The organism is Agrobacterium leguminum (assembly GCF_015704895.1).
Taxonomy (GTDB): Bacteria; Pseudomonadota; Alphaproteobacteria; order Rhizobiales; family Rhizobiaceae; genus Agrobacterium; species Agrobacterium leguminum.
This window is the reverse complement of the sequence record NZ_JADQWB010000003.1, coordinates 361,877-381,359: the sequence shown is the minus strand read 5'-3', so window position 1 is coordinate 381,359 and position 19,483 is coordinate 361,877. Positions and strand designations below refer to the sequence as shown.

20 protein-coding genes are annotated in these 19,483 nt (G+C 59.2%); 12 read left to right on the top strand and 8 right to left on the bottom strand.

The genetic code is table 11. The features are described 5' to 3' along the window. The 4 genes from I3J13_RS25660 to I3J13_RS07440 all read left to right on the top strand — a co-directional run. On the top strand, positions 1-245 hold a 245-nt coding region (locus tag I3J13_RS25660), incomplete at its 5' end, for a hypothetical protein (RefSeq protein ID WP_206696110.1). A 135-nt stretch (positions 246-380) separates the two neighbouring features. Further along, positions 381-2,867 (top strand): ATP-dependent helicase HrpB, encoded by a 2,487-nt coding sequence (gene hrpB, locus I3J13_RS07450; RefSeq protein ID WP_196378426.1) that lies wholly within the window; start codon positions 381-383, stop codon positions 2,865-2,867. Between the two features lie 29 nt (positions 2,868-2,896). After that, positions 2,897-4,204: a two-component system sensor histidine kinase ActS gene (actS, locus tag I3J13_RS07445; RefSeq protein ID WP_080857121.1), complete on the top strand. Its 1,308-nt coding sequence runs from the start codon at positions 2,897-2,899 to the stop codon at positions 4,202-4,204. Positions 4,205-4,277: 73 nt separating this feature from the next. Then, positions 4,278-4,865 (top strand): ActR/PrrA/RegA family redox response regulator transcription factor, encoded by a 588-nt coding sequence (locus I3J13_RS07440; RefSeq protein WP_020808725.1) that lies wholly within the window; start codon positions 4,278-4,280, stop codon positions 4,863-4,865. 6 nt (positions 4,866-4,871) lie between these two features. Here the strand turns inward: I3J13_RS07440 and I3J13_RS07435 are convergent, their stop codons facing one another. Next, a complete protein-coding gene (locus tag I3J13_RS07435; protein ID WP_004444350.1) occupies positions 4,872-5,357 on the bottom strand; it encodes an MmcB family DNA repair protein in 486 nt (161 codons plus the stop codon). A 183-nt stretch (positions 5,358-5,540) separates the two neighbouring features. Between I3J13_RS07435 and I3J13_RS07430 the strand changes: the two genes are divergently transcribed. Then, entirely contained in the window at positions 5,541-6,254 is a 714-nt protein-coding gene (locus I3J13_RS07430) for a L,D-transpeptidase (RefSeq protein WP_003521204.1), read from the top strand. 77 nt (positions 6,255-6,331) lie between these two features. Here I3J13_RS07430 and I3J13_RS07425 read toward each other — a convergent pair whose 3' ends face one another. From I3J13_RS07425 to hslV, 4 genes are all read right to left on the bottom strand, one after another. Continuing rightward, complete coding sequence (locus I3J13_RS07425) at positions 6,332-8,500, bottom strand: malate synthase G (protein WP_196378425.1); 2,169 nt, start codon at positions 8,498-8,500, stop codon at positions 6,332-6,334. A 119-nt stretch (positions 8,501-8,619) separates the two neighbouring features. Beyond that, positions 8,620-9,585 carry a DUF1402 family protein gene (locus tag I3J13_RS07420; RefSeq protein WP_196378424.1) on the bottom strand — a complete coding sequence of 322 codons (966 nt, stop codon included), beginning with the start codon at positions 9,583-9,585 and terminating at the stop codon, positions 8,620-8,622. A gap of 199 nt (positions 9,586-9,784) precedes the next feature. After that, the gene (gene hslU, locus I3J13_RS07415) at positions 9,785-11,092 is read right to left on the bottom strand and encodes an ATP-dependent protease ATPase subunit HslU (RefSeq protein WP_003521199.1); all 1,308 of its coding nucleotides are present in this window, start codon (positions 11,090-11,092) and stop codon (positions 9,785-9,787) included. A 74-nt stretch (positions 11,093-11,166) separates the two neighbouring features. After that, on the bottom strand, positions 11,167-11,691 hold the full coding sequence (gene hslV / locus I3J13_RS07410; protein WP_003521197.1) for an ATP-dependent protease subunit HslV: 525 nt from the start codon (positions 11,689-11,691) through the stop codon (positions 11,167-11,169). A gap of 201 nt (positions 11,692-11,892) precedes the next feature. Here hslV and hisB point away from each other — a divergent pair, with 201 nt between their 5' ends. From hisB to coaA, 7 genes are read left to right on the top strand one after another with little or no spacing between them, the layout of a single operon-like run. Next, positions 11,893-12,489 (top strand): imidazoleglycerol-phosphate dehydratase HisB, encoded by a 597-nt coding sequence (hisB, locus tag I3J13_RS07405; RefSeq protein ID WP_003521196.1) that lies wholly within the window; start codon positions 11,893-11,895, stop codon positions 12,487-12,489. Between the two features lie 22 nt (positions 12,490-12,511). After that, a complete protein-coding gene (locus I3J13_RS07400; RefSeq protein ID WP_196378423.1) occupies positions 12,512-13,006 on the top strand; it encodes a DUF2628 domain-containing protein in 495 nt (164 codons plus the stop codon). Between the two features lies 1 nt (position 13,007). Further along, entirely contained in the window at positions 13,008-13,658 is a 651-nt protein-coding gene (hisH, locus tag I3J13_RS07395; RefSeq protein WP_196378422.1) for an imidazole glycerol phosphate synthase subunit HisH, read from the top strand. A gap of 1 nt (position 13,659) precedes the next feature. Next, a complete protein-coding gene (gene hisA / locus I3J13_RS07390) occupies positions 13,660-14,403 on the top strand; it encodes a 1-(5-phosphoribosyl)-5-[(5-phosphoribosylamino)methylideneamino]imidazole-4-carboxamide isomerase (protein ID WP_196378421.1) in 744 nt (247 codons plus the stop codon). Continuing rightward, a complete protein-coding gene (gene hisF / locus I3J13_RS07385; RefSeq protein WP_196378420.1) occupies positions 14,400-15,176 on the top strand; it encodes an imidazole glycerol phosphate synthase subunit HisF in 777 nt (258 codons plus the stop codon). Before hisA ends, hisF begins: the two co-directional genes overlap by 4 nt. A 15-nt stretch (positions 15,177-15,191) precedes the next feature. Beyond that, on the top strand, positions 15,192-15,515 hold the full coding sequence (locus tag I3J13_RS07380) for a phosphoribosyl-ATP diphosphatase (protein WP_020808715.1): 324 nt from the start codon (positions 15,192-15,194) through the stop codon (positions 15,513-15,515). Further along, positions 15,512-16,513 carry a type I pantothenate kinase gene (coaA, locus tag I3J13_RS07375; protein ID WP_196378419.1) on the top strand — a complete coding sequence of 334 codons (1,002 nt, stop codon included), beginning with the start codon at positions 15,512-15,514 and terminating at the stop codon, positions 16,511-16,513. Before I3J13_RS07380 ends, coaA begins: the two co-directional genes overlap by 4 nt. Before the next feature lie 43 nt (positions 16,514-16,556). Here the strand turns inward: coaA and lysM are convergent, their stop codons facing one another. The 3 genes from lysM to I3J13_RS07360 form a co-directional block, all read right to left on the bottom strand. Further along, positions 16,557-17,006: a peptidoglycan-binding protein LysM gene (lysM, locus tag I3J13_RS07370; RefSeq protein ID WP_020808713.1), complete on the bottom strand. Its 450-nt coding sequence runs from the start codon at positions 17,004-17,006 to the stop codon at positions 16,557-16,559. Between the two features lie 86 nt (positions 17,007-17,092). After that, positions 17,093-17,527: an alternative ribosome rescue aminoacyl-tRNA hydrolase ArfB gene (gene arfB / locus I3J13_RS07365; RefSeq protein WP_020808712.1), complete on the bottom strand. Its 435-nt coding sequence runs from the start codon at positions 17,525-17,527 to the stop codon at positions 17,093-17,095. A 112-nt stretch (positions 17,528-17,639) separates the two neighbouring features. Continuing rightward, the gene (locus I3J13_RS07360; protein ID WP_196378418.1) at positions 17,640-19,250 is read right to left on the bottom strand and encodes a phosphoenolpyruvate carboxykinase; all 1,611 of its coding nucleotides are present in this window, start codon (positions 19,248-19,250) and stop codon (positions 17,640-17,642) included. Positions 19,251-19,483 lie beyond the last annotated feature (233 nt).

Below are 19,483 nucleotides of genomic sequence, written 5' to 3'. Positions count from 1 at the left end.
GATTTCTTAAGAACGAAAGTCGCCGTCGCCAGCAGCGCCGCCGCCCTCGTTCAGTGAGCGGACTTATAAATCCACCCAACCAAACAAGTCAACACACCCTTCGTCAAAAAACTGACATTTTTATCAAACTATTGATTTTATTAGGTAGTTTCGTGAATCGAAGCGAAAACAAGCGAAAGAAGCAGAATCTTCCGACGTTTCGCCATACGCCCAATGCCCTACCCTCCGGTCCTGACTGCAAATAGCGCGCAAGGAACCGCAACTTTGACGACGGAGCATTTGCCTGCTCCTTACATACGGCTGTCAAAGTGCGGGACCGTGCATTAGAAACGGCATATGAGACGCTTAAACATCACCCCAGATGCCGCAGGCCTGTTTGCATGACCAGAATGCCCGTTCCTATAAAGACCGAATTGCCCGAACTTCCCGTCAGTGCCGTTCTGGGCGATATCGCCGAGGCTCTGGCCGGGGCGAAGCGCGCAGTTCTTTCAGCTCCACCGGGCGCGGGTAAAACGACGCTCGTGCCGCTTCATCTTTTGCAGCAGGACTGGCGGGGTGACGGCAAGATCATTCTTCTCGAGCCCCGCCGGCTTGCCGCCCGTGCCGCAGCCGGGCGCATGGCCGAACTGCTTCACGAGGATGTCGGGCAAACCGTCGGCTATCGTATGCGGCTCGACAATCGCGTCTCCTCGAAAACCCGCATAGAAGTGGTGACCGAAGGCGTGTTTGCCCGGATGGTCCTGGACGATCCTGAACTTGCCGGCGTTTCGACGCTGATTTTCGACGAGTTTCACGAGCGTTCGCTTGACGGCGATTTCGGACTGGCGCTTGCGCTCGACGTGCAGGGTGGGTTGCGGGATGATCTGCGTATCCTCGTCATGTCCGCCACTCTCGATGTCGAACGCATCAGCACGCTCATGGCAGACGCCCCGGTCATTCAGAGCCTTGGGCGGACGTTTCCAATCGACGTCCGTTATGAGGATCGTTGGCAGGGCGTGCCGATTGAAGAGAAAGTCACCAAGGCGATCACTGAGGCCCATGGGTCGGAAACCGGCTCCATCCTCGCCTTTCTACCGGGACAGGCGGAAATTACCCGAACGGCCACGCGGCTGGAGGGACGTTTTCCCGACGATACGGATATCATCCCGCTTTACGGTAACCTTTCACAGAAGGAGCAGGATGCAGCGATAAAGCCGGCGCCGGCCGGACGACGCAAGATCGTGCTGGCCACCTCGATTGCGGAGACCTCGATTACCATCGATGGCGTGCGTGTGGTGATCGACAGCGGATTGCAGCGACTACCTGTCTTCGAGCCGGCAACGGGAATCACGAGGCTGGAAACGGTGCGGGTGTCGCGCGCTTCCGCCGACCAGCGGGCGGGTCGCGCCGGGCGAACGGAACCCGGTGTTGCGATCCGCCTGTGGCATTCGGGGCAGACGGCGGCGCTCAACGCCTTTACGCCACCGCAAATTCTGGCGAGCGATCTTGCCGGCCTTGCGCTCGATCTCGCCTATTGGGGTGTTCAGGATCCCTCTTCTCTTGCCTTTCTGGATATGCCCCCCGAAGCCGCACTTAAAGAATCGGTGGCGCTTCTCAAAAATCTGGGCGCGCTCGACAAAGGCGGAGCGCTGACGCAGCGCGGCCATCTGATGCGCGGCCTTTCATTGCCGCCACGGCTGGCGGCCATGGTGATTGCGGCGGCAAGCGAAGGCGCGGGGAAAAAGGCGGCGATGCTCGCCGTCATGCTGACGGAACAGGGGCTCGGCGGAAACGATATCGATCTCGATGAACGGCTGCGACGCTTTCTCTCCGACAGGAGCGAAAGGGCACAGGCGGCGCGCAAGCTGGCATCGAGGCTGTTCGACGCGATCGGCGACAAAACGGCGACAGCCGAGTTGCCGAGCGAGGCCGGTCCATTGCTGCTGCATGCCTATCCGGACAGGATCGCGCTTCAGCGCGGCGCGCGGGGACGTTATGTGATGGCTAACGGGCGTGGCGCAGAGCTTGCCGAGACAGAACGGCTGGCGGCGAGCAAAATGCTGGTGGTTGCCGATATTACCGGGCGAGCGGCGCAGCCGCGTATCCTTGCGGCGGCAGGCATAGAGAGGAGCGATATAGAAGAGCGGATGCCGCATCTCATCGTTCAGCAGGACCAGCTGCTTTTCGACAAGGCGAGCGGCCAGGCGCGCGCGCGAAAGGTGACGCGGCTTGGCGCCATCATCCTCGATGAGACACCCCTGCCCCGTCCCGAGGGCGAACAGGCGGCACAGGCGCTCGCCAATGGCGTTCGGGAATTCGGCATCGGCATACTTCCTTTTTCGAAAGAGACGCTGCAGTTGCGCGACAGGATCGGCTTTCTGAACGCCAGTATCGGGGAGCCCTGGCCGGATGTCAGCGACGAGGCGTTGCTTTCCAGGCTGGACGAATGGTTCGTCCCTTTTCAGAACGGTGCGCGCAGCCTGCAGGACATCCGGCCCGGCAGCCTCTCCGAAGGAATCCTGTCTCTGGTGCCGCATGAGGTGGCGCGCGATCTCGCCAAGTTGGCGCCGACGCATTTCGAAGCGCCGACGGGCCAGCGGCATCCCATCCGTTACGACGCCAGTGAACCGACGCTTTCCATTCGCGTGCAGGAACTTTTCGGGCTGAGGGCCCACCCGTCCATTGCGCAGGGGCGGTTGCCGCTGCTCCTGGAATTGACCTCCCCGGCGCACAGGCCGATACAGACGACACGCGATCTTCCCGGTTTTTGGTCGGGGTCCTGGAAGGATGTGCGGGCGGATATGCGCGGGCGTTATCCACGCCATCCATGGCCGGAAGACCCGGCATCGGCCCTGCCGACCAGCCGTGCAAAACCGCGCGGGACGTGACGATGATGAACAGGGCAAAGGAGATGACGGTGGCTGGCCATTCTATCGAAACCACGAGGCTCGGCCGCGCCAGCCGCAGGATAAGGCTGCAGACCATCGTCTGGCTGCGCTGGCTGGCGGTTGCGGGACAAACGGCAACGATCCTGCTTGTCGCTTTCGGGCTCAATTTCCCCCTGCCGCTTCTGGCCTGCGGCCTTCTGATCGCGGCACTCGCTCTTGCAAATCTGTTTCTTACAGCCCGTTTTCCCTCCACCTATCGTCTGGAGCCCTGGGAAGCGACATTGCTGCTGGCCTTCGACCTGCTGCAATTGACAGCGCTCATTTACATCACCGGCGGACTTTCCAATCCCTTCGCGCCGCTGATCTGCGTGCAGGTCATCATTGCCTTTGCCTCCCAGCCGCTGCGGCATTCGCTCATTCTCCTCGGCTTTGCCGTCATCTGCTCGACCGCGATCGCTTTTTCGCCCTTTCCGGTTCCGTGGTATCCCGGCGAGGTTTTGCCGATCCAGCTTCTGCTGCATGTCGGCACCTGGGTCGCGATCATCGCCACGACCTCTTTTGCGGCCTTTTACGCCTATCGCGTTTCGCATGAGGCAAACCAGCTGGCAGATGCTCTGGCTGCAACCGAACTGGTGCTGGAGCGGGAAAAACATCTCTCGCAGCTGGATGGGCTGGCGGCGGCAGCGGCGCATGAGCTTGGCACGCCGCTCGCGACCATCAGTGTCGTCGCGAAGGAGATGGAGCGGGAACTCGGAAACGACGAAAAATTCGGCGAAGATATAGCCCTGCTGCGCAGCCAGAGCGAAAGATGCCGTGACATTCTGCGCCGCCTCACCTCGCTTTCCGCCGACAATGAGGAGCACATGCGCCGCCTGCCGCTCTCCTCGCTGATCGAGGAGGTGATGGCGCCGCATAGGGAATTCGGCATCCGCCTCGAACTCGTTGAAAAGAACAATCGCGCCGACGAGCCGGTCGGTATCCGCAATGCCGGTATCATCTACGGTCTTGGCAACCTCATTGAAAACGGCGTGGACTACGCGCGGGAAAAAGTGACCGTGACGGTGGACTACGACCAGCAGAACGTCGCCGTCATCATTGAAGACGATGGGCCGGGTTATGCCCATGACGTGCTTGCCCGTATCGGCGAGCCCTATGTGACCGAACGTCACAATGACACCCGGGCGGGCGGGCTCGGGCTCGGGCTTTTCATCGCCAAGACCCTGCTGGAGCGCTCCGGCGCCACCGTCACCTTTGAAAATCGTGGCACGAGCGGAACGGGCGCACGGGTCACAATCGTCTGGCCTCGGGCGCTTATGGACGATAAAAGAAGCCGTTGACTTTACCATCCACGTTGAAGCGGCGATAAGAAGAAGAAAACCAAGCCGACGAAGTTGCCGGAAGGCCGGAAACATGAAGACAGAAGACCAGAACAACTCCACCAGCGCGCCAACGGACGATGTCGACCCGATCGGACCCGACAGATCGCTGCTGATCGTCGATGATGACGGCCCGTTTCTGCGCCGGCTTGCCCGGGCAATGGAAACACGTGGCTTTACCGTCGACACCGCCGAGACGGTCAGCGACGGCATTGCCCGCTCCAAAGCTGCACCGCCGAAATATGCGGTTGTCGATCTGAGGCTTGCGGATGGCAACGGTCTGGAAGTCATCGAGGCCATCAGGCAGAACCGGGACGATACGCAGATCGTCGTTCTGACCGGCTACGGTAATATCGCAACCGCCGTCACCGCCGTGAAACTCGGGGCGCTGGATTATCTGGCCAAGCCCGCCGATGCGGACGATGTGTTCAATGCGTTGACGCAGCGCAAGGGCGAAAAGACCGAAGTTCCCGAAAACCCGATGTCGGCAGACCGGGTTCGGTGGGAGCATATTCAGCGTGTCTATGAAATGTGCGAGCGCAACGTTTCGGAAACCGCCCGCCGGCTGAACATGCACCGGCGAACGCTGCAGCGCATTCTCGCCAAACGCGCGCCCAAATAACCGAAGTCATTCTCCGAAGCTGCGCCCGGTCGTCCATTCCGCCAGCATCAGCCGGGTCGCAGCGGTTCTCGAGAAATCCAGCATTACCGACTTGCGGGTCGCCGGCGGCAATTTATGTTCCGGCGCATCGCGCAGCATATGGGCACCATATCCATCCGACAGGATCAGCCCGCATTCCTCCGGGAATATGTCGGTCGGCACTTCAGGATGGGTGGCGAAGAACAGCCGGTCGCAATGCAGGCGATACTCCGGCCATTTGCGATCGACACGGAAATCCTCGATGGAGGATTTGATTTCGATGATCCAGATTTCACCCTTGACCGACAGGCTGATGAGATCTGCCCGTCTCCCGCTTGCAAGCGGCAGTTCGGGCAGCACCGAATGGCGCATTTCGTGCAGAAGCACCTGAACGCCGCGGCGCACCAGCATCGCTTTGTCCGACTGGCGACCGTCTATTAACGGATTATTGTTGGTAACGGAAAGAATAGTCATGGATAAAGGCTACTGAAGCGTTTGGCCTATTGTTGCAAAAAGGCAATCAACCGGCAATTTTAAATGCCCGACCGTTTCGCGGCGGCGCAACGGCTTGCCAAGAGCGGCTGAATGGAAAATAACCGATTTATCCAATTAAGCCTACTCTTTCGCACAATTTGGCGAATTTTCCGCGAGAACGACATGCGCATCCGTACCCCATTGACCGCACTCGGTCTGACGGCAGCACTGGCTCTGGCCGGCTGCGCCGAAACTACCTCCCAATCCTCCGCTCCGACCTCCGGCAAGATCGCAGCGTCTGTACCGGTTGCTGACCCCGTTCCGGCGAAGGTCGAAACGGTCCAGATCTTCAACGATGTCTACGGTCCCGTAACCGATGCGGGCTATGCGCTGCCGGCCATTCCGATCAATCGTGTGAATGAGAAGTACCGCCGTCAGATCGTCGAATTCCAGACATCCGAACGCGCCGGCACCATCATCGTCAATACGCGTGAGCGTTACCTCTATTACATCCTCTCCGGCAACCGCGCGGTTCGCTACGGCATCGGCGTCGGCAAGGCAGGTTTTGCCTGGGCCGGTGAGGCCTATGTCGCCTGGAAGCAGGAATGGCCGATGTGGCATCCGCCGAAAGAAATGGCGGACCGTAAGCCGGAAGTCGCCAAATATGTCGAGGCCGGCATGGGTCCGGGTCTTACCAACCCGCTCGGCGCGCGCGCCATGTATCTCTTCAATGAAAAGGGACAGGACACGCTGTTCCGCATCCATGGTTCGCCCGAATGGGCCTCGATCGGCACCGCCGCCTCTTCCGGCTGCATCCGCATGATCAACCAGGACGTCATCGACCTTTACAGCCGCGTTCGTCCCGGTCGCAGCACCAAGGTCATCGTGATCCAGTAAAGATCACATACCAGACAAGAAAAAGCCGCCGTGGATTTCCCCGGCGGCTTTTTTATTTCTCAGGACGGCTGACGGCTTCAGGCCGCCTGCTTGGCCTTCAGTTCCAGACGGCGGCGGTGCAGAACCGGCTCGGTGTAGCCGTTCGGTTGTTCACGGCCCTTCAGCACCAGTTCGACAGCCGCCTGAAATGCCACCGAGCCATCGAAATCGGGTGCCATCGGCAGATAGGCCGGATCGCCAACATTCTGCGCATCGACCACGGCGGCCATGCGCTTCATGGTCTCGACGATCTGTTCCTGCGTCACCACGCCATGGCACAGCCAGTTCGCCATATGCTGCGCGGAGATGCGCAGCGTGGCGCGGTCCTCCATCAGCCCGATATTGTTGATATCCGGCACCTTCGAGCAGCCAACGCCCTGATCGACCCAGCGCACGACGTATCCGAGAATGCCCTGCGCGTTGTTGTCGAGTTCGCGCTGGATTTCTTCCGGCGTCCAGTTGGGACGCGGCGCGACCGGCACCGACAGAATATCGGAAAGCTTCGCACGGCCGCGACTTTTCAATCCTTCCTGAACGGCAGCGACATCGACCTTGTGATAATGCGTGGCATGCAGCGTCGCCGCCGTCGGCGACGGCACCCAAGCGGTGTTGGCACCGGCCTTCGGATGCGCGATCTTCTGCTCCAGCATCGCGGCCATCAGGTCCGGCATGGCCCACATGCCCTTGCCGATCTGCGCATGGCCGGAAAGGCCGCATTCGAGGCCGATATCGACGTTCCAGTTCTCGTAAGCGGCGATCCATGCCGCCTGCTTCATGTCGCCCTTGCGGATCATCGGACCCGCTTCCATCGAGGTGTGGATTTCGTCACCGGTACGGTCGAGGAAACCCGTATTGATGAAGACGACGCGATCCTTCGCGGCGCGAATACTTTCCTTGAGGTTGACCGTGGTGCGGCGCTCCTCATCCATGATGCCCATTTTCATGGTGTTCTGCGCCATGCCGACAAGCTTTTCGACCCGGCTGAAGATTTCGTTGGCGAAGGCAACTTCCTCCGGCCCGTGCATCTTCGGCTTGACGACATACATGGAGCCGGCGCGGGAATTCTGACGCCGCCCGGATGGACCGACATCATAAAGGGCGATCAACGCCGTGACGACGGCATCCATGATGCCTTCAGGAACCTCCCGACCATCCCTGTCGAGAATCGCCGGATTGGTCATCAGATGACCGACATTGCGCACCAGCATCAGGGAACGGCCCGGTAGTGTGAGCGCGGAACCGCTGGGAGCGGTATAATAACGATCCGGGTTGAGGCTGCGGGTAAAGGTCTTGCCGCCCTTGGAGACTTCTTCGGTCAGGTCGCCGCGCATCAGGCCAAGCCAGTTGCCATAAACCAGCACCTTGTCTTCGGCATCGACGGCGGCAACCGAATCTTCGCAATCCATGATGGTCGTGAGCGCGGATTCGAGAATGACATCGGAGATTCCCGCCTTGTCGCCCTTGCCGATTTCGGTCGTGGGATCGATGACGATTTCGGTGTGCAGGCCATTCTTGCCGAGCAGGATCGTTGCAGGCTTTGCCGCTTCGCCGCTGAAACCCTTAAACTGGGCTGCATCCTTGAGACCAGTCCTGGCGTCGCCGATAGCAAGCTGCAACAGGCCATCCTCGATCTTGAAACCGGTCACCTCGGACCAGCTTCCCATTTCCAGCGGAGCGGATTCATCGAGGAAGTTTCGCGCCCAGGCAATGACCTTTTCACCGCGCTTTGGATTATACCCCCTGCCCTTCTCCGCACCATCGGCGTCAGAAATAGCATCCGTGCCGTAAAGCGCATCGTAAAGCGAACCCCAGCGGGCATTGGCCGCATTCAGCGCATAACGCGCATTCATGACCGGAACGACGAGCTGCGGGCCGGCAACGGCGGCGATTTCAGGGTCGACATTGCTGGTTTCCACCTGGAAGCCGGGACCTTCCGGCAGCAGATAGCCGATTTCCTTCAGAAAGCCCTCATAGGCGTCAAAATCCGCCGGCGCGCCATTCTGCCGATACCAACCATCCAGCTTTTCCTGCAGGGCGTCACGCTTTGCCAGCAATTCGCGGTTCTTCGGAGAAAGCTCGTGAACAATGGTCGAAAAACCTTCGAAGAACGCCTCGCTGTCCAGACCCGTGCCGGGCAGGACGTCGTCAGTCAAAAAGGCATAAAGCCTGTCATCGATGGAAAGACCGAATTTATTCGTGCGGCTCACATGCGCCTCCTCTATTCTGAAGGCACAGATTGGACGCGGAAACGGCCGCTCGTCAATTGCGGCGGACAGCCAAATATTATTTCCATTTTGGAAACAATACGGGCGATAGTCGCCTTTTTCTACAAAAGCGCCTGCAAATCCTTGATGCGATCATTCACCAGCCAGCCGTAATAATTTTCCTCCGGCAACAGCGGTTGCTCCCCGCCTGCGGCGCGCTGGCGGTTCTTCTGGGCAAGCGCAGCGGCACGCTGCTGCGACCCGCCGACATTATAAAGCGTGGAGGTCACACCCGGATTTTTCGAAATATCCATGTCGGCAATAGATCTATAGTCGTCGATGGACTTGCGGATGGACGCCGCCATGAAAGCAAGCGACCGGTCAGGGTCCATGATGGCGGTGTAGACAGCGGTGGCGTCGTTCTCATCCAGCTTCTCATAACCCGAAGTTCTCGACACCATATCGGACAACATCAGCGCGGTCAGCGGGTTGATCTGGCCGAGGCCGAAGGTCTGGCCGGCATAGAAGGGCTGGAAAAACACAGCACTGAAACGGTTGTTCGGGTAGGCGACACCATCGACCGTCTTGCCGCGGAAACTGTCTTCCCAGACATCTTCCCGACAGTTCCAGACACTGTAGGAATCCTTTTTCGACTGGCATTTGGCAAATTGCGAATGGGCGAGAAACTGCGCGATGGTTTCGTCCTTGTAGCCGAAACGGAAGCTGTTGCCCGCATAAGAGGCCGCCTTGACGTAATAGGACTGCAGCCGGTCATAGGCGTCGACATTATAGGTATGTTCGCCGACGATCGCGCCGATCATATGGATCGGATCGATGCCGTAGCGCCCGGCCGTCGACTTGATCTTGGCGATCAGAGCCCTGTCGGAGGACAAAAGATCGATGACCTTCTGGTACTTGCGCTCGAAAGAGGTGTTGGACGCCTTCGTTCTTTTTGCGGAAGCGCCGGGAACGCCGGGCTGTTCGGCATTGCGATTGCCTGGCGGAACGACCGTCGCGGCTTCGACGTAAGAAGACGCAGTGACGGTAAACGTCAAAGCAGCGGCAAATGCCAGAAGAGTTTTGCGCACGAGCGAATGCCTTTTCTCAAGCCTGCGGCTTCCGCCAGCGAAATACGCTGGGAAAACCGGATCATTCCACTAAAGCGGTTCCAACCGGAATGCAGCCCTTCCCATAAACAAAATGCGGGCTGAATGCGAGACAAGGCGGATAAAATAAAAGAGTGCGGCAAATATGGCCGCACTCTTCTTTCTCGTATCCCTGAAATCTTCAGAGAATATAGCGGGACAAGTCCGTATCGGCGGCGAGATCGCCGACATGTTTGCGGACATATTCCTGATCGATCTTGACGGCGGAACCGCCGCGATCCGGCGCATTGAAGGAAATCTCGTCCAGAACGCGCTCCATCACCGTCTGCAGGCGGCGCGCACCGATATTCTCGACCGACGAATTGAGATGAACCGCCACATCGGCCAGAGCATCGATTGCATCGTCGGTGAAATCGAGGTCGAGTTCTTCCGTCGCCATCAACGCCTTGTACTGGCGGATGAGGCTTGCTTCCGTCTCCGTCAGGATGCGGCGGAAATCCTCCTTGGTCAGCGGCTTCAGCTCGACACGGATCGGCAGACGGCCCTGAAGTTCGGGCAGAAGGTCCGAAGGCTTCGCCACATGAAAAGCGCCCGATGCGATGAAGAGAACGTGGTCGGTCTTCACCGGTCCATATTTCGTCGAAACCGTCGTGCCTTCGACAAGCGGCAGGAGATCGCGCTGCACGCCTTCGCGCGACACGCCGGCGCCCATGCCGCCGTCACGGGCGGCGATCTTGTCGATTTCGTCGAGGAAGACGATGCCGTCATTTTCGACCGATTTCACCGCCTCGCGCTGGATCATTTCATTGTCGAGCAGCTTGTCGGATTCATCGCGGATAAGATCGGCATAGGATTTAGATACTGTCGTGCGCACCTTCTTGGTGCGGCCGCCCATGGCCTTGCCGAACATTTCCGACAGGTTGAGAACGCCGATATTGGCGCCCGGCATACCGGGAATTTCGAAACCGGGCATGCCCGATCCGCTATCCGCCACCTCGATGTCGATTTCCTTGTCGTCCAGTTCGCCGTCGCGCAGCTTCTTGCGGAAGCTTTCACGCGTACCGGGCGATGCGGTTGCGCCAACCAGCGCATCGAGCACCCGCTCTTCGGCGCTTTGATGCGCCTTGGCCTGTACTTCGGCGCGCTTCTTTTCACGCACGAGGCCGATGCCGATCTCGACCAGATCGCGAATGATCTGTTCGACATCGCGGCCGACATAACCGACTTCGGTGAATTTCGTCGCCTCGACCTTGATGAAGGGTGCACCGGCCAGCTTCGCGAGGCGGCGGGAAATCTCCGTCTTGCCGACACCGGTCGGCCCGATCATGAGAATATTTTTCGGCATGACTTCATCGCGCAGGCTCTCATCGAGCTGCTGGCGGCGCCAGCGGTTACGCAGCGCAATCGCGACCGCACGTTTGGCCTCATGCTGGCCGATGATGAAGCGGTCGAGTTCCGAGACGATTTCCCGGGGAGAAAAAGTGGTCATTCTATCCTCTCGGCTTTCCTGTTCCGGCCGGCCATTCCGGCCCGGCCCACAGGACCCTTGGGTGAGAAACTGGCTTATTCGGCGTCGAGCGTTTCGACGACGAGATTGTGATTGGTATAAACGCAGATATCGGCGGCGATATCGAGCGACTGACGCGCCACCTCTTCCGCCGATTTGTCCGTATCCATCATGGCGCGGGCAGCCGCAAAGGCGTAGTTGCCGCCGGAACCGATGGCAATCGCGCCATGTTCCGGTTCCAGCACATCGCCATTGCCGGTGATGGCGAGCGTGGTGGATTTATCGGCCACCAGCATCATGGCCTCGAGATTGCGCAGATATTTATCCGTGCGCCAGTCCTTCGCAAGCTCCACGGCTGCACGCATGAGCTGGCCCGGATATTGCTCGAGTTTCTTTTCAAGACGGTCAAGCAGCGTAAAAGCATCCGCTGTTGCACCGGCAAAACCGGCAATCACTTCGCCCTTGCCGATGCGGCGAACCTTGCGGGCATTGCCCTTCATGACCGTCTGGCCAAGGCTTACCTGACCATCGCCAGCCATGACGACCTTGCCGCCCTTTCTGACTGTAATAATTGTTGTCATCAAACACCTGTCTGCCCTGCCGGGCCTGCGGTTAACGGGCCGGGATGCGGCCCTTCTCGAGTTCTATGTAAGTTTGCTTTTCGCGATTGCAATCTTCGAGGCGACGCACCGTTTTGAGCATGTCAGGCAAGACGATGGAACAACTGGATATTTGTGTCCCGTGCTGATAAGGAACGGCAACATTTTCACGGAGCGGCCAAAATGGCAGAACGTAAAGGCGAGATTATCCGCAAGACCAACGAAACCTCGGTTTCGGTGCGCGTGGATATCGACGGCACCGGCAAATCGAAAATCTCCACCGGCGTGGGATTTTTCGACCATATGCTGGACCAGCTCAGCCGCCATTCGCTGATCGACATGGAGATCGAGGTTCAGGGCGACCTGCATATCGACGATCATCACACGGTGGAAGATACGGGCATTGCCATCGGCCAGGCGATTGCCAGGGCATTGGGCGACCGGCGCGGCATTACCCGTTATGCCTCGCTCGATCTTGCCATGGACGAGACGATGACCAAGGCCGCCGTCGATATTTCCGGCCGGCCTTTCCTCGTCTGGAACGTCAATTTTTCCGCGCCGAAGATCGGCACCTTCGACACCGAACTGGTGCGCGAGTTCTTCCAGGCGCTGGCGCAGAATGCCGGCATCACATTGCATATCCTGAACCATTACGGCGCCAACAACCATCATATCGCCGAAACATGCTTCAAGGCCGTTGCCCGCGTTCTTCGCACGGCAACCGAGATCGACCCCCGGCAGGCAGGCCGCGTTCCCTCCACGAAGGGCATGCTGGCCTGACGCCAAAGCTGTCAGGAAGCCCATGACAAGCTATCTCGTTCTGGAAGCCCCCAAAGGGCCGGACAGGGACCACAAGACGACCCGCTTTGTTGCAGACCGTTTCGTCTGGCTGGCTCTCATTGCGCCCTGGCTATGGCTTGCGATCAACCGGCTGTGGCTGGCAACGGCCATCGTTGTCATAGCGCTCCTTCTGGCCGGGCAGGTCTCGATATTAGCCGGATTCGAACCGGTTGGCATTCTCTGCGGTTTTGCCATCGGGCTCATCACGGCGCTGGAGGGACGCGATTTTCTCGTCCGGCACCTGATCCGCAAAGGCTGGACGCTGACATCCGTCGTTTCCGCCCCTGATCTTTCGAGCGCCGAAGACATATATTTCTCCGGTCTCTCCGAAAACACCGAGAGGGCGGAACGGCTGTCCCAGCCAGTCTGGTCACCTTCGCCGCGAAGGAGCGGCGACAAAAACTTCGTCAACGATCCCGCCGGATCGTTTCTTTTCGACTTGAATGGAAGGCGCTGACATGCGTGTCGCGATCATCGACTACGGTTCGGGCAATCTGCGTTCGGCCACCAAAGCTTTCGAGCGTGCCGCCCGTGAAGCCGGCATCAATGCAACCATCGATCTGACCGACAGGCCGGATCATGTCGCCTCGGCGGATCGCATCGTTCTGCCCGGTGTCGGCGCCTATGCGGATTGCCGCGCCGGTCTCGACGCTGTTCCCGGCATGCATGACGCACTCATCGAAGCCGTGGAGAAAAAGGCCCATCCCTTTCTTGGTATCTGCGTCGGCATGCAGCTAATGTCCTCGCGCGGGCTGGAAAAAACTGTCAGCACCGGCCTCGGCTGGATCGAAGGCGATGTCGTGGAAATGACGCCGTCCGATCCGAGCCTCAAGATTCCGCAGATCGGCTGGAACACGCTGGAAATTCGCCACGCCCATCCGCTGTTCGACGGCATCAAGACCGGCGCGGACGGGTTGCACGCCTATTTCGTGCATTCCTATCATCTGGCCGCCAAGCACTCGACGGATGTCATCGCCACCACCAATTACGGTGGCGCGATGACGGCTTTCGTCGGTCGCGACAATATGGCGGGGGCGCAATTCCACCCGGAAAAAAGCCAGACGCTCGGCCTTGCCCTGATTTCCAATTTCCTGCGCTGGAAGCCCTGACATGATTCTTTTTCCCGCAATCGACCTTAAAGACGGCCAGTGCGTTCGCCTGAAACTCGGCGATATGGACCAGGCCACCGTTTATAACGAAGACCCCGGCGCACAGGCCAAGGCCTTCGAGGATCAGGGTTTCGAATGGCTGCATGTCGTTGATCTCAACGGCGCCTTTGCCGGCCAGACAGTCAACGGCGAGGCGGTCGACGCCATTCTGAAAGCCACGAAAAACCCGGTGCAGCTCGGCGGCGGCATCCGCACCCTCGATCATATCGAAGCGTGGCTGAGCCGTGGGCTTGCCCGTGTCATTCTCGGCACCGTGGCGGTGCGTGACCCGGTTCTGGTCATCGAAGCCTGCAAGCGTTTCCCCGGTCAGGTCGCCGTCGGCATCGATGCCAAGGGCGGCAAGGTCGCTGTTGAGGGCTGGGCGGAAGCGTCCGAACTCGGCGTCATCGAACTGGCCAAACGTTTCGAAGGTGCCGGTGTCGCGGCCATCATCTACACCGATATCGATCGCGACGGCATTCTGGCCGGCATCAACTGGGCTTCGACGCTGGAACTGGCGAATGCCATTTCCATCCCGGTCATCGCCTCCGGCGGTCTCGCCTCCATCGACGACATCAAGCGCATGTTGCAGCCGGATGCCGCAAAGCTCGAGGGCGCGATTTCCGGCCGTGCGCTTTACGACGGCCGTATCGACCCTGCTGAGGCGCTTGCCCTTATCAAGGCTGCAAAGGAAGTAAACGCATGACCCTCAAAGCCCGCGTTATTCCCTGCCTCGATGTGAAAGACGGCCGTGTCGTCAAGGGCGTGAACTTCGTCGACCTGATCGATGCCGGCGACCCGGTCGAGGCAGCGAAAGCCTATGATGCGGCGGGAGCGGACGAACTCTGCTTTCTCGACATTACCGCCTCTTCGGATAATCGCGACACGATTTTCGATGTCGTCTCGCGTACCGCCGACCATTGCTTCATGCCGTTGACCGTCGGTGGCGGGGTTCGCAGCGTCGCGGATATTCGCAAGCTGCTCCTTTGCGGTGCGGACAAGGTCTCGATCAATTCCGCAGCCGTCAAGGATCCGGATTTCGTGGCGCAGGCGGCCGACAAGTTCGGCAACCAGTGCATCGTCGTTTCCATCGACGCCAAGCGGGTTTCGAAGGATGGAGAAGAAGGCCGCTGGGAAATCTTCACCCATGGCGGCCGCCAGCCGACCGGGATCGACGCCGTGGAATTCGCCATCAAGATGGTCGAACGCGGCGCCGGCGAACTGCTTGTCACCTCGATGGATCGCGATGGCACCAAGAGCGGATACGATATCGGCCTGACGCACAGCATTGCCGATCAGGTTCGCGTGCCCGTCATCGCCTCAGGCGGCGTCGGCACACTGGACGATCTGGTGGCGGGCGTGCGCGATGGCCACGCGACTGCGGTGCTTGCCGCCTCCATCTTCCACTTCGGCACCTATTCGATCGGGCAAGCCAAGAACTACATGGCAGAGCACGGCATCGCCATGCGTCTCGACTGATTGCAGGAACTTCCCATGAGCGCATTTTCCCTTTCCGATCTGGAACGTATCGTCGCGACCCGTGCCGCTGCCTCTCCTGACGAATCCTGGACGGCCAAGCTGGTTGCTGCCGGCCAGGAGCGTGCGGCGAAAAAACTCGGCGAAGAGGCGGTCGAAGCCGTGATCGCTGCTATCGCGAAAGATCGCGATGGGCTGAAGAACGAGGCGGCCGATCTGCTTTACCATCTGCTGGTGGTGCTGAAGATCGCAGACATTCCGTTGGACGACGTTTTTGCCGAACTGGAGCGCCGTACGGGGCAAACCGGCCTTGCGGAAAAGGCGGCGAGGCCGACATCATGAATGTCGAGGCAGGCAGCGGGGAGAGAGGCATGCCGAGCACACTCGATCATTTCCGACCGGATGAATATTCGCCCTACCACTTCTTCAGTTCGGAAGAATGGTCGAAGTTTCGTGCCGATACGCCACTGACGCTTTCCGCCGACGAGGTCAAACGTCTGCGCTCGCTGGACGACCCGATCGATCTGGACGAGGTGCGGCGCATTTACCTGTCATTGTCGCGCCTCCTGTCATCGCATGTGGAAGCGTCGCAGCTGCTGTTCGAACAGCGCAACCGCTTTCTCAACATGGCGGATGTCAACAAGACACCTTTTGTTATCGGTATTGCGGGCTCCGTGGCGGTTGGAAAATCGACGACAGCACGTATCCTGAAGGAGCTTCTGGCCCGTTGGCCCTCCAGCCCCAAGGTCGATCTCATCACGACAGACGGATTTCTTTATCCGAATGAGATTCTGCGGCGGGAAAACCTGATGGAGCGCAAGGGCTTTCCCGAAAGCTACGATATCGGCGCGCTCCTGCGTTTCCTGTCGGCGATCAAGGCGGGCCAGCCAAATGTGAAGGCACCGCGTTATTCGCACCTGACCTACGACGTGCTGCCGAACGAGTTCACTGTCATCGACCAGCCGGATATTCTCATCTTCGAAGGCATCAACGTGCTGCAATCGCGAGACCTGCCGGCGGGCGGGCGGATCGTGCCGATCGTTTCCGACTTTTTCGATTTCTCGATCTATATCGATGCTGACGAGGGCCTCATTCACAACTGGTATGTGAACCGGTTCATGAATCTGAGAAAAACCGCCTTCCGCGATCCCAATTCGTTCTTCAACCGTTATGCCTCGATCAGCGAAGAGGCGGCGCTGAGCATTGCCGAAGGTCTCTGGCAAAACATCAACCTGAAGAACCTGCGGCAGAACATCGTGCCGACGCGCCCGCGCGCCGATCTTATCCTTCGCAAGGGCAAGAACCACCTGATCGATACGGTAGCGCTTCGCAAGCTGTGAAGATGCCGCGCGTGGCGGCATCTTCCGCGGTTAAAACCCGTTATTAAGCAAGATCAGGAATACGCAGAACCTGGCCGGGATAAATCTTGTCGGGATGCGTCAGCATCGGCTTGTTGGCTTCGAAGATGATGTTGTTCTTCGCGCCATTGGCCTTGCCGTACTGGGCTTCCGCAATCTTCCAGAGATTGTCGCCCTTCTTGACCGTGTAGAAGACGGGTTCTTTCGCCGGCGCCTCAGTCACCTTCAGCTCGCCGGCTTCGACCTTGGAAATGCCGAGCGTATTGCCGACCGCGATGACCGCCTTTTCGAAAACCGACTGATCGGCGACTTCGCCCTTCAGAACGACCTTGTCGTCCACCACCTCGACCTGAACCTTGTCCGTGCCGAGATCGTGGGAAGCGAGTTCCTTCTTGACCGCTTCGACATCCGGGGCATCATCGCCGCCGATACCGAGCTTCTTTCCCGCTTCCTTGATGAAATTGAACAGACCCATAGCACCCTCCTTGGTTGTAGGGAGGCTTACCAGACGATATTTGAAGCTCTATGACAAGGGTGAAACATTCGCCGTCTCACCGTCGCTTATTCGCCCGAGGGCTTGCCGCGCATTTTCTTGATATCGGAGCGACCGGACTTCGCCTTGAGGCGGCGCTCGACGGAGCCCTTGGTTGGCTTGGTGGCCTTGCGCACCGGCGGCGGCGGCGCGGCAGCTTCGAGGATCAGTTCCTTCAGCCTTTCGCGCGCGTCTTCGCGATTGCGTTCCTGGCTGCGAAACCGGCTTGCCTCGATCATCAGCACGCCGTCTTTCGAAACGCGCCTGCCACCGAGGCGCAGTGCATTGGTCTTTACCCGATCCGGAAGGGAGGGCGAATTGGCAATGTCGAAAAACAGCTGAACCGCCGTCGAGACCTTGTTGACGTTCTGGCCGCCCGGCCCGCCGGCCAGCACGAATTGCTCCGTCAGCTCCCAGCCGGCGATGGTGATACGGTTGCTGATGTAAAGCGGGTCGCTGGCCATGATCTTTCTCCGCGCCGGTGATGCCATAGATCGGCAGGAATGGAAACAGCAGGCCAAACGAAAGAACCCGGCACAAGGCCGGGTCCCCTCCTCCTCATAAATGAGGCTTCATTCATTCAGCCGCGAGCAAAAGGCCCGGTGCAGCGTCGCGAACCTTGCTGTCGACGTGGTCTTCGAACTTGGTGAAGTTCGTGACGAACATCGACACCAGCTTCTTTGCCTGCGCGTCATAGGCTGCGCCATCGGCCCAGGTCGAACGCGGATCGAGGATCGCGCTGTCGACGCCATCCAGCGACAGGGGCACGGCGAAGCCGAAATTCGCGTCGGTGCGGAATTCCGCATTCTTCAGGTCGCCGGTCAGTGCGGCGGTCAGAAGCGCGCGGGTCGCCTTGATGGGCATGCGCTTGCCGATGCCGTAAGCACCGCCGGTCCAGCCGGTATTGACCAGCCAGCAATCCACACCATGCTTGCCTATCAGTTCGCGCAGCAGGTTGCCGTATTCCGCCGGGTGGCGCGGCATGAAGGGTGCGCCGAAGCAGGTGGAGAAGGTGGCTTCCGGCTCGGTCACGCCCTTTTCCGTGCCGGCAACCTTTGCGGTGTAACCGGAGAGGAAGTGGTACATGGCCTGTTCCGGCGTCAGCCGGGCGATCGGCGGCAGCACGCCGAAGGCATCCGCCGTCAGCATGATGATCGTCTTCGGATGGCCGGCAATGCCCGTTTCCGATGCATTCGGAATGAAGTGCAGCGGATAGGCGCTGCGGGTGTTTTCCGTCAGCGAGTTGTCGTTGAAATCGGGAACGCGGTTTTCGTCCAGCACAACGTTCTCAAGAACCGTGCCGAAACGGCGGGTCGCGGCGTAGATTTCCGGCTCGGCTTCGGCCGAAAGCTTGATCGCCTTGGCATAGCAGCCACCTTCGAAATTGAAGATACCGTGCTCGCCCCAGCCATGTTCGTCATCGCCGATCAGCGTGCGCGACGGATCGGCAGACAATGTGGTCTTGCCGGTGCCGGAGAGGCCGAAGAACACGGCGGAATCACCCTGCGGACCGACATTGGCGGAGCAATGCATGGGCATGACGCCCTTGGCCGGCAGCAGGTAGTTCAGCACCGTGAAGACCGACTTCTTGTTTTCACCGGCATAGGACGTGCCGCCGATGAGAACGAGGCCGTTGGTCAGATCGCAGGCGATGACGGTTTCCGAACGCACACCGTGACGGGCCGGATCGGCCTTGAAGCTCGGCAGGTTGATGATGGTGAGCTTCTGTTTGAAACCCGCCAGTTTCTCCTGCTTCGGACGGATCAGCAGATTGCGGATGAACAGCGAATGCCAGGCAAGTTCGGTGACGACGCGCGTCGGCAGCGCATTTTCCTCATCGGCGCCGCCGATCAGATCCTGCACGTAAAGCGTCTTGCCGGCGGCATGGGCCAGCATGTCCTGACGCAGCAGCTCGAAATTTTCCGGCGAAAGCGGCTTGTTGTTGTCCCACCAGATGGTGTTCTCGGTGGACGCGTCGCGGACGACGAATTTGTCCTTCGGAGAACGGCCCGTGTGCTGGCCGGTGACGGCGCGCAACGCGCCATCGATGGTCAGTTCGGCCTCGCCGTTGCGGATCGCCTCTTCGTATAATTCGCTCTCGTTGAGGTTATAAAAGACGCGGGAGGCCTCGCCCAGTCCGAGTTCCGCAACTCCATTGGCAGGATTATGAACCCCAAGCTCGTTCATGACGCGTTCCTTGTTAATGACGATAAGGACGTTGAAATTTCCTCGGAAAATACGTGGCAGCTTTTGGAAACGCAAGAGCTGAACTTTAAAAAACTTAGCAATTTCAATATATTAATCGATTTAAAAGATTTTATTTCTTTTTAAATCGGTTGAAGACGCATTAAAATCCAGCTGCGGCCTTTTCGCAAAATCCGCTCCCGCCTGACCGGCGATTTCGGAGCGAGTTTTCCTTT

Excerpts from the sequence above, each read along its gene's own strand:
- I3J13_RS07435 (WP_004444350.1), bottom strand. The coding sequence starts at position 5,357 with ATGACTATTCTTTCCGTTACCAACAATAATCCGTTAATAGACGGTCGC.
- hisB (WP_003521196.1), top strand. The coding sequence starts at position 11,893 with ATGGCAGAACGTAAAGGCGAGATTATCCGCAAGACCAACGAAACCTCG.
- lysM (WP_020808713.1), bottom strand. The coding sequence starts at position 17,006 with ATGGGTCTGTTCAATTTCATCAAGGAAGCGGGAAAGAAGCTCGGTATC.
- I3J13_RS07440 (WP_020808725.1), top strand. The coding sequence starts at position 4,278 with ATGAAGACAGAAGACCAGAACAACTCCACCAGCGCGCCAACGGACGAT.
- hrpB (WP_196378426.1), top strand. The coding sequence starts at position 381 with ATGACCAGAATGCCCGTTCCTATAAAGACCGAATTGCCCGAACTTCCC.
- coaA (WP_196378419.1), top strand. The coding sequence starts at position 15,512 with ATGAATGTCGAGGCAGGCAGCGGGGAGAGAGGCATGCCGAGCACACTC.
- hisA (WP_196378421.1), top strand. The coding sequence starts at position 13,660 with ATGATTCTTTTTCCCGCAATCGACCTTAAAGACGGCCAGTGCGTTCGC.
- hslV (WP_003521197.1), bottom strand. The coding sequence starts at position 11,691 with ATGACAACAATTATTACAGTCAGAAAGGGCGGCAAGGTCGTCATGGCT.
- hisH (WP_196378422.1), top strand. The coding sequence starts at position 13,008 with ATGCGTGTCGCGATCATCGACTACGGTTCGGGCAATCTGCGTTCGGCC.
- I3J13_RS07430 (WP_003521204.1), top strand. The coding sequence starts at position 5,541 with ATGCGCATCCGTACCCCATTGACCGCACTCGGTCTGACGGCAGCACTG.
- I3J13_RS07360 (WP_196378418.1), bottom strand. The coding sequence starts at position 19,250 with ATGAACGAGCTTGGGGTTCATAATCCTGCCAATGGAGTTGCGGAACTC.
- hslU (WP_003521199.1), bottom strand. The coding sequence starts at position 11,092 with ATGACCACTTTTTCTCCCCGGGAAATCGTCTCGGAACTCGACCGCTTC.
- I3J13_RS07400 (WP_196378423.1), top strand. The coding sequence starts at position 12,512 with ATGACAAGCTATCTCGTTCTGGAAGCCCCCAAAGGGCCGGACAGGGAC.
- arfB (WP_020808712.1), bottom strand. The coding sequence starts at position 17,527 with ATGGCCAGCGACCCGCTTTACATCAGCAACCGTATCACCATCGCCGGC.
- hisF (WP_196378420.1), top strand. The coding sequence starts at position 14,400 with ATGACCCTCAAAGCCCGCGTTATTCCCTGCCTCGATGTGAAAGACGGC.
- I3J13_RS07380 (WP_020808715.1), top strand. The coding sequence starts at position 15,192 with ATGAGCGCATTTTCCCTTTCCGATCTGGAACGTATCGTCGCGACCCGT.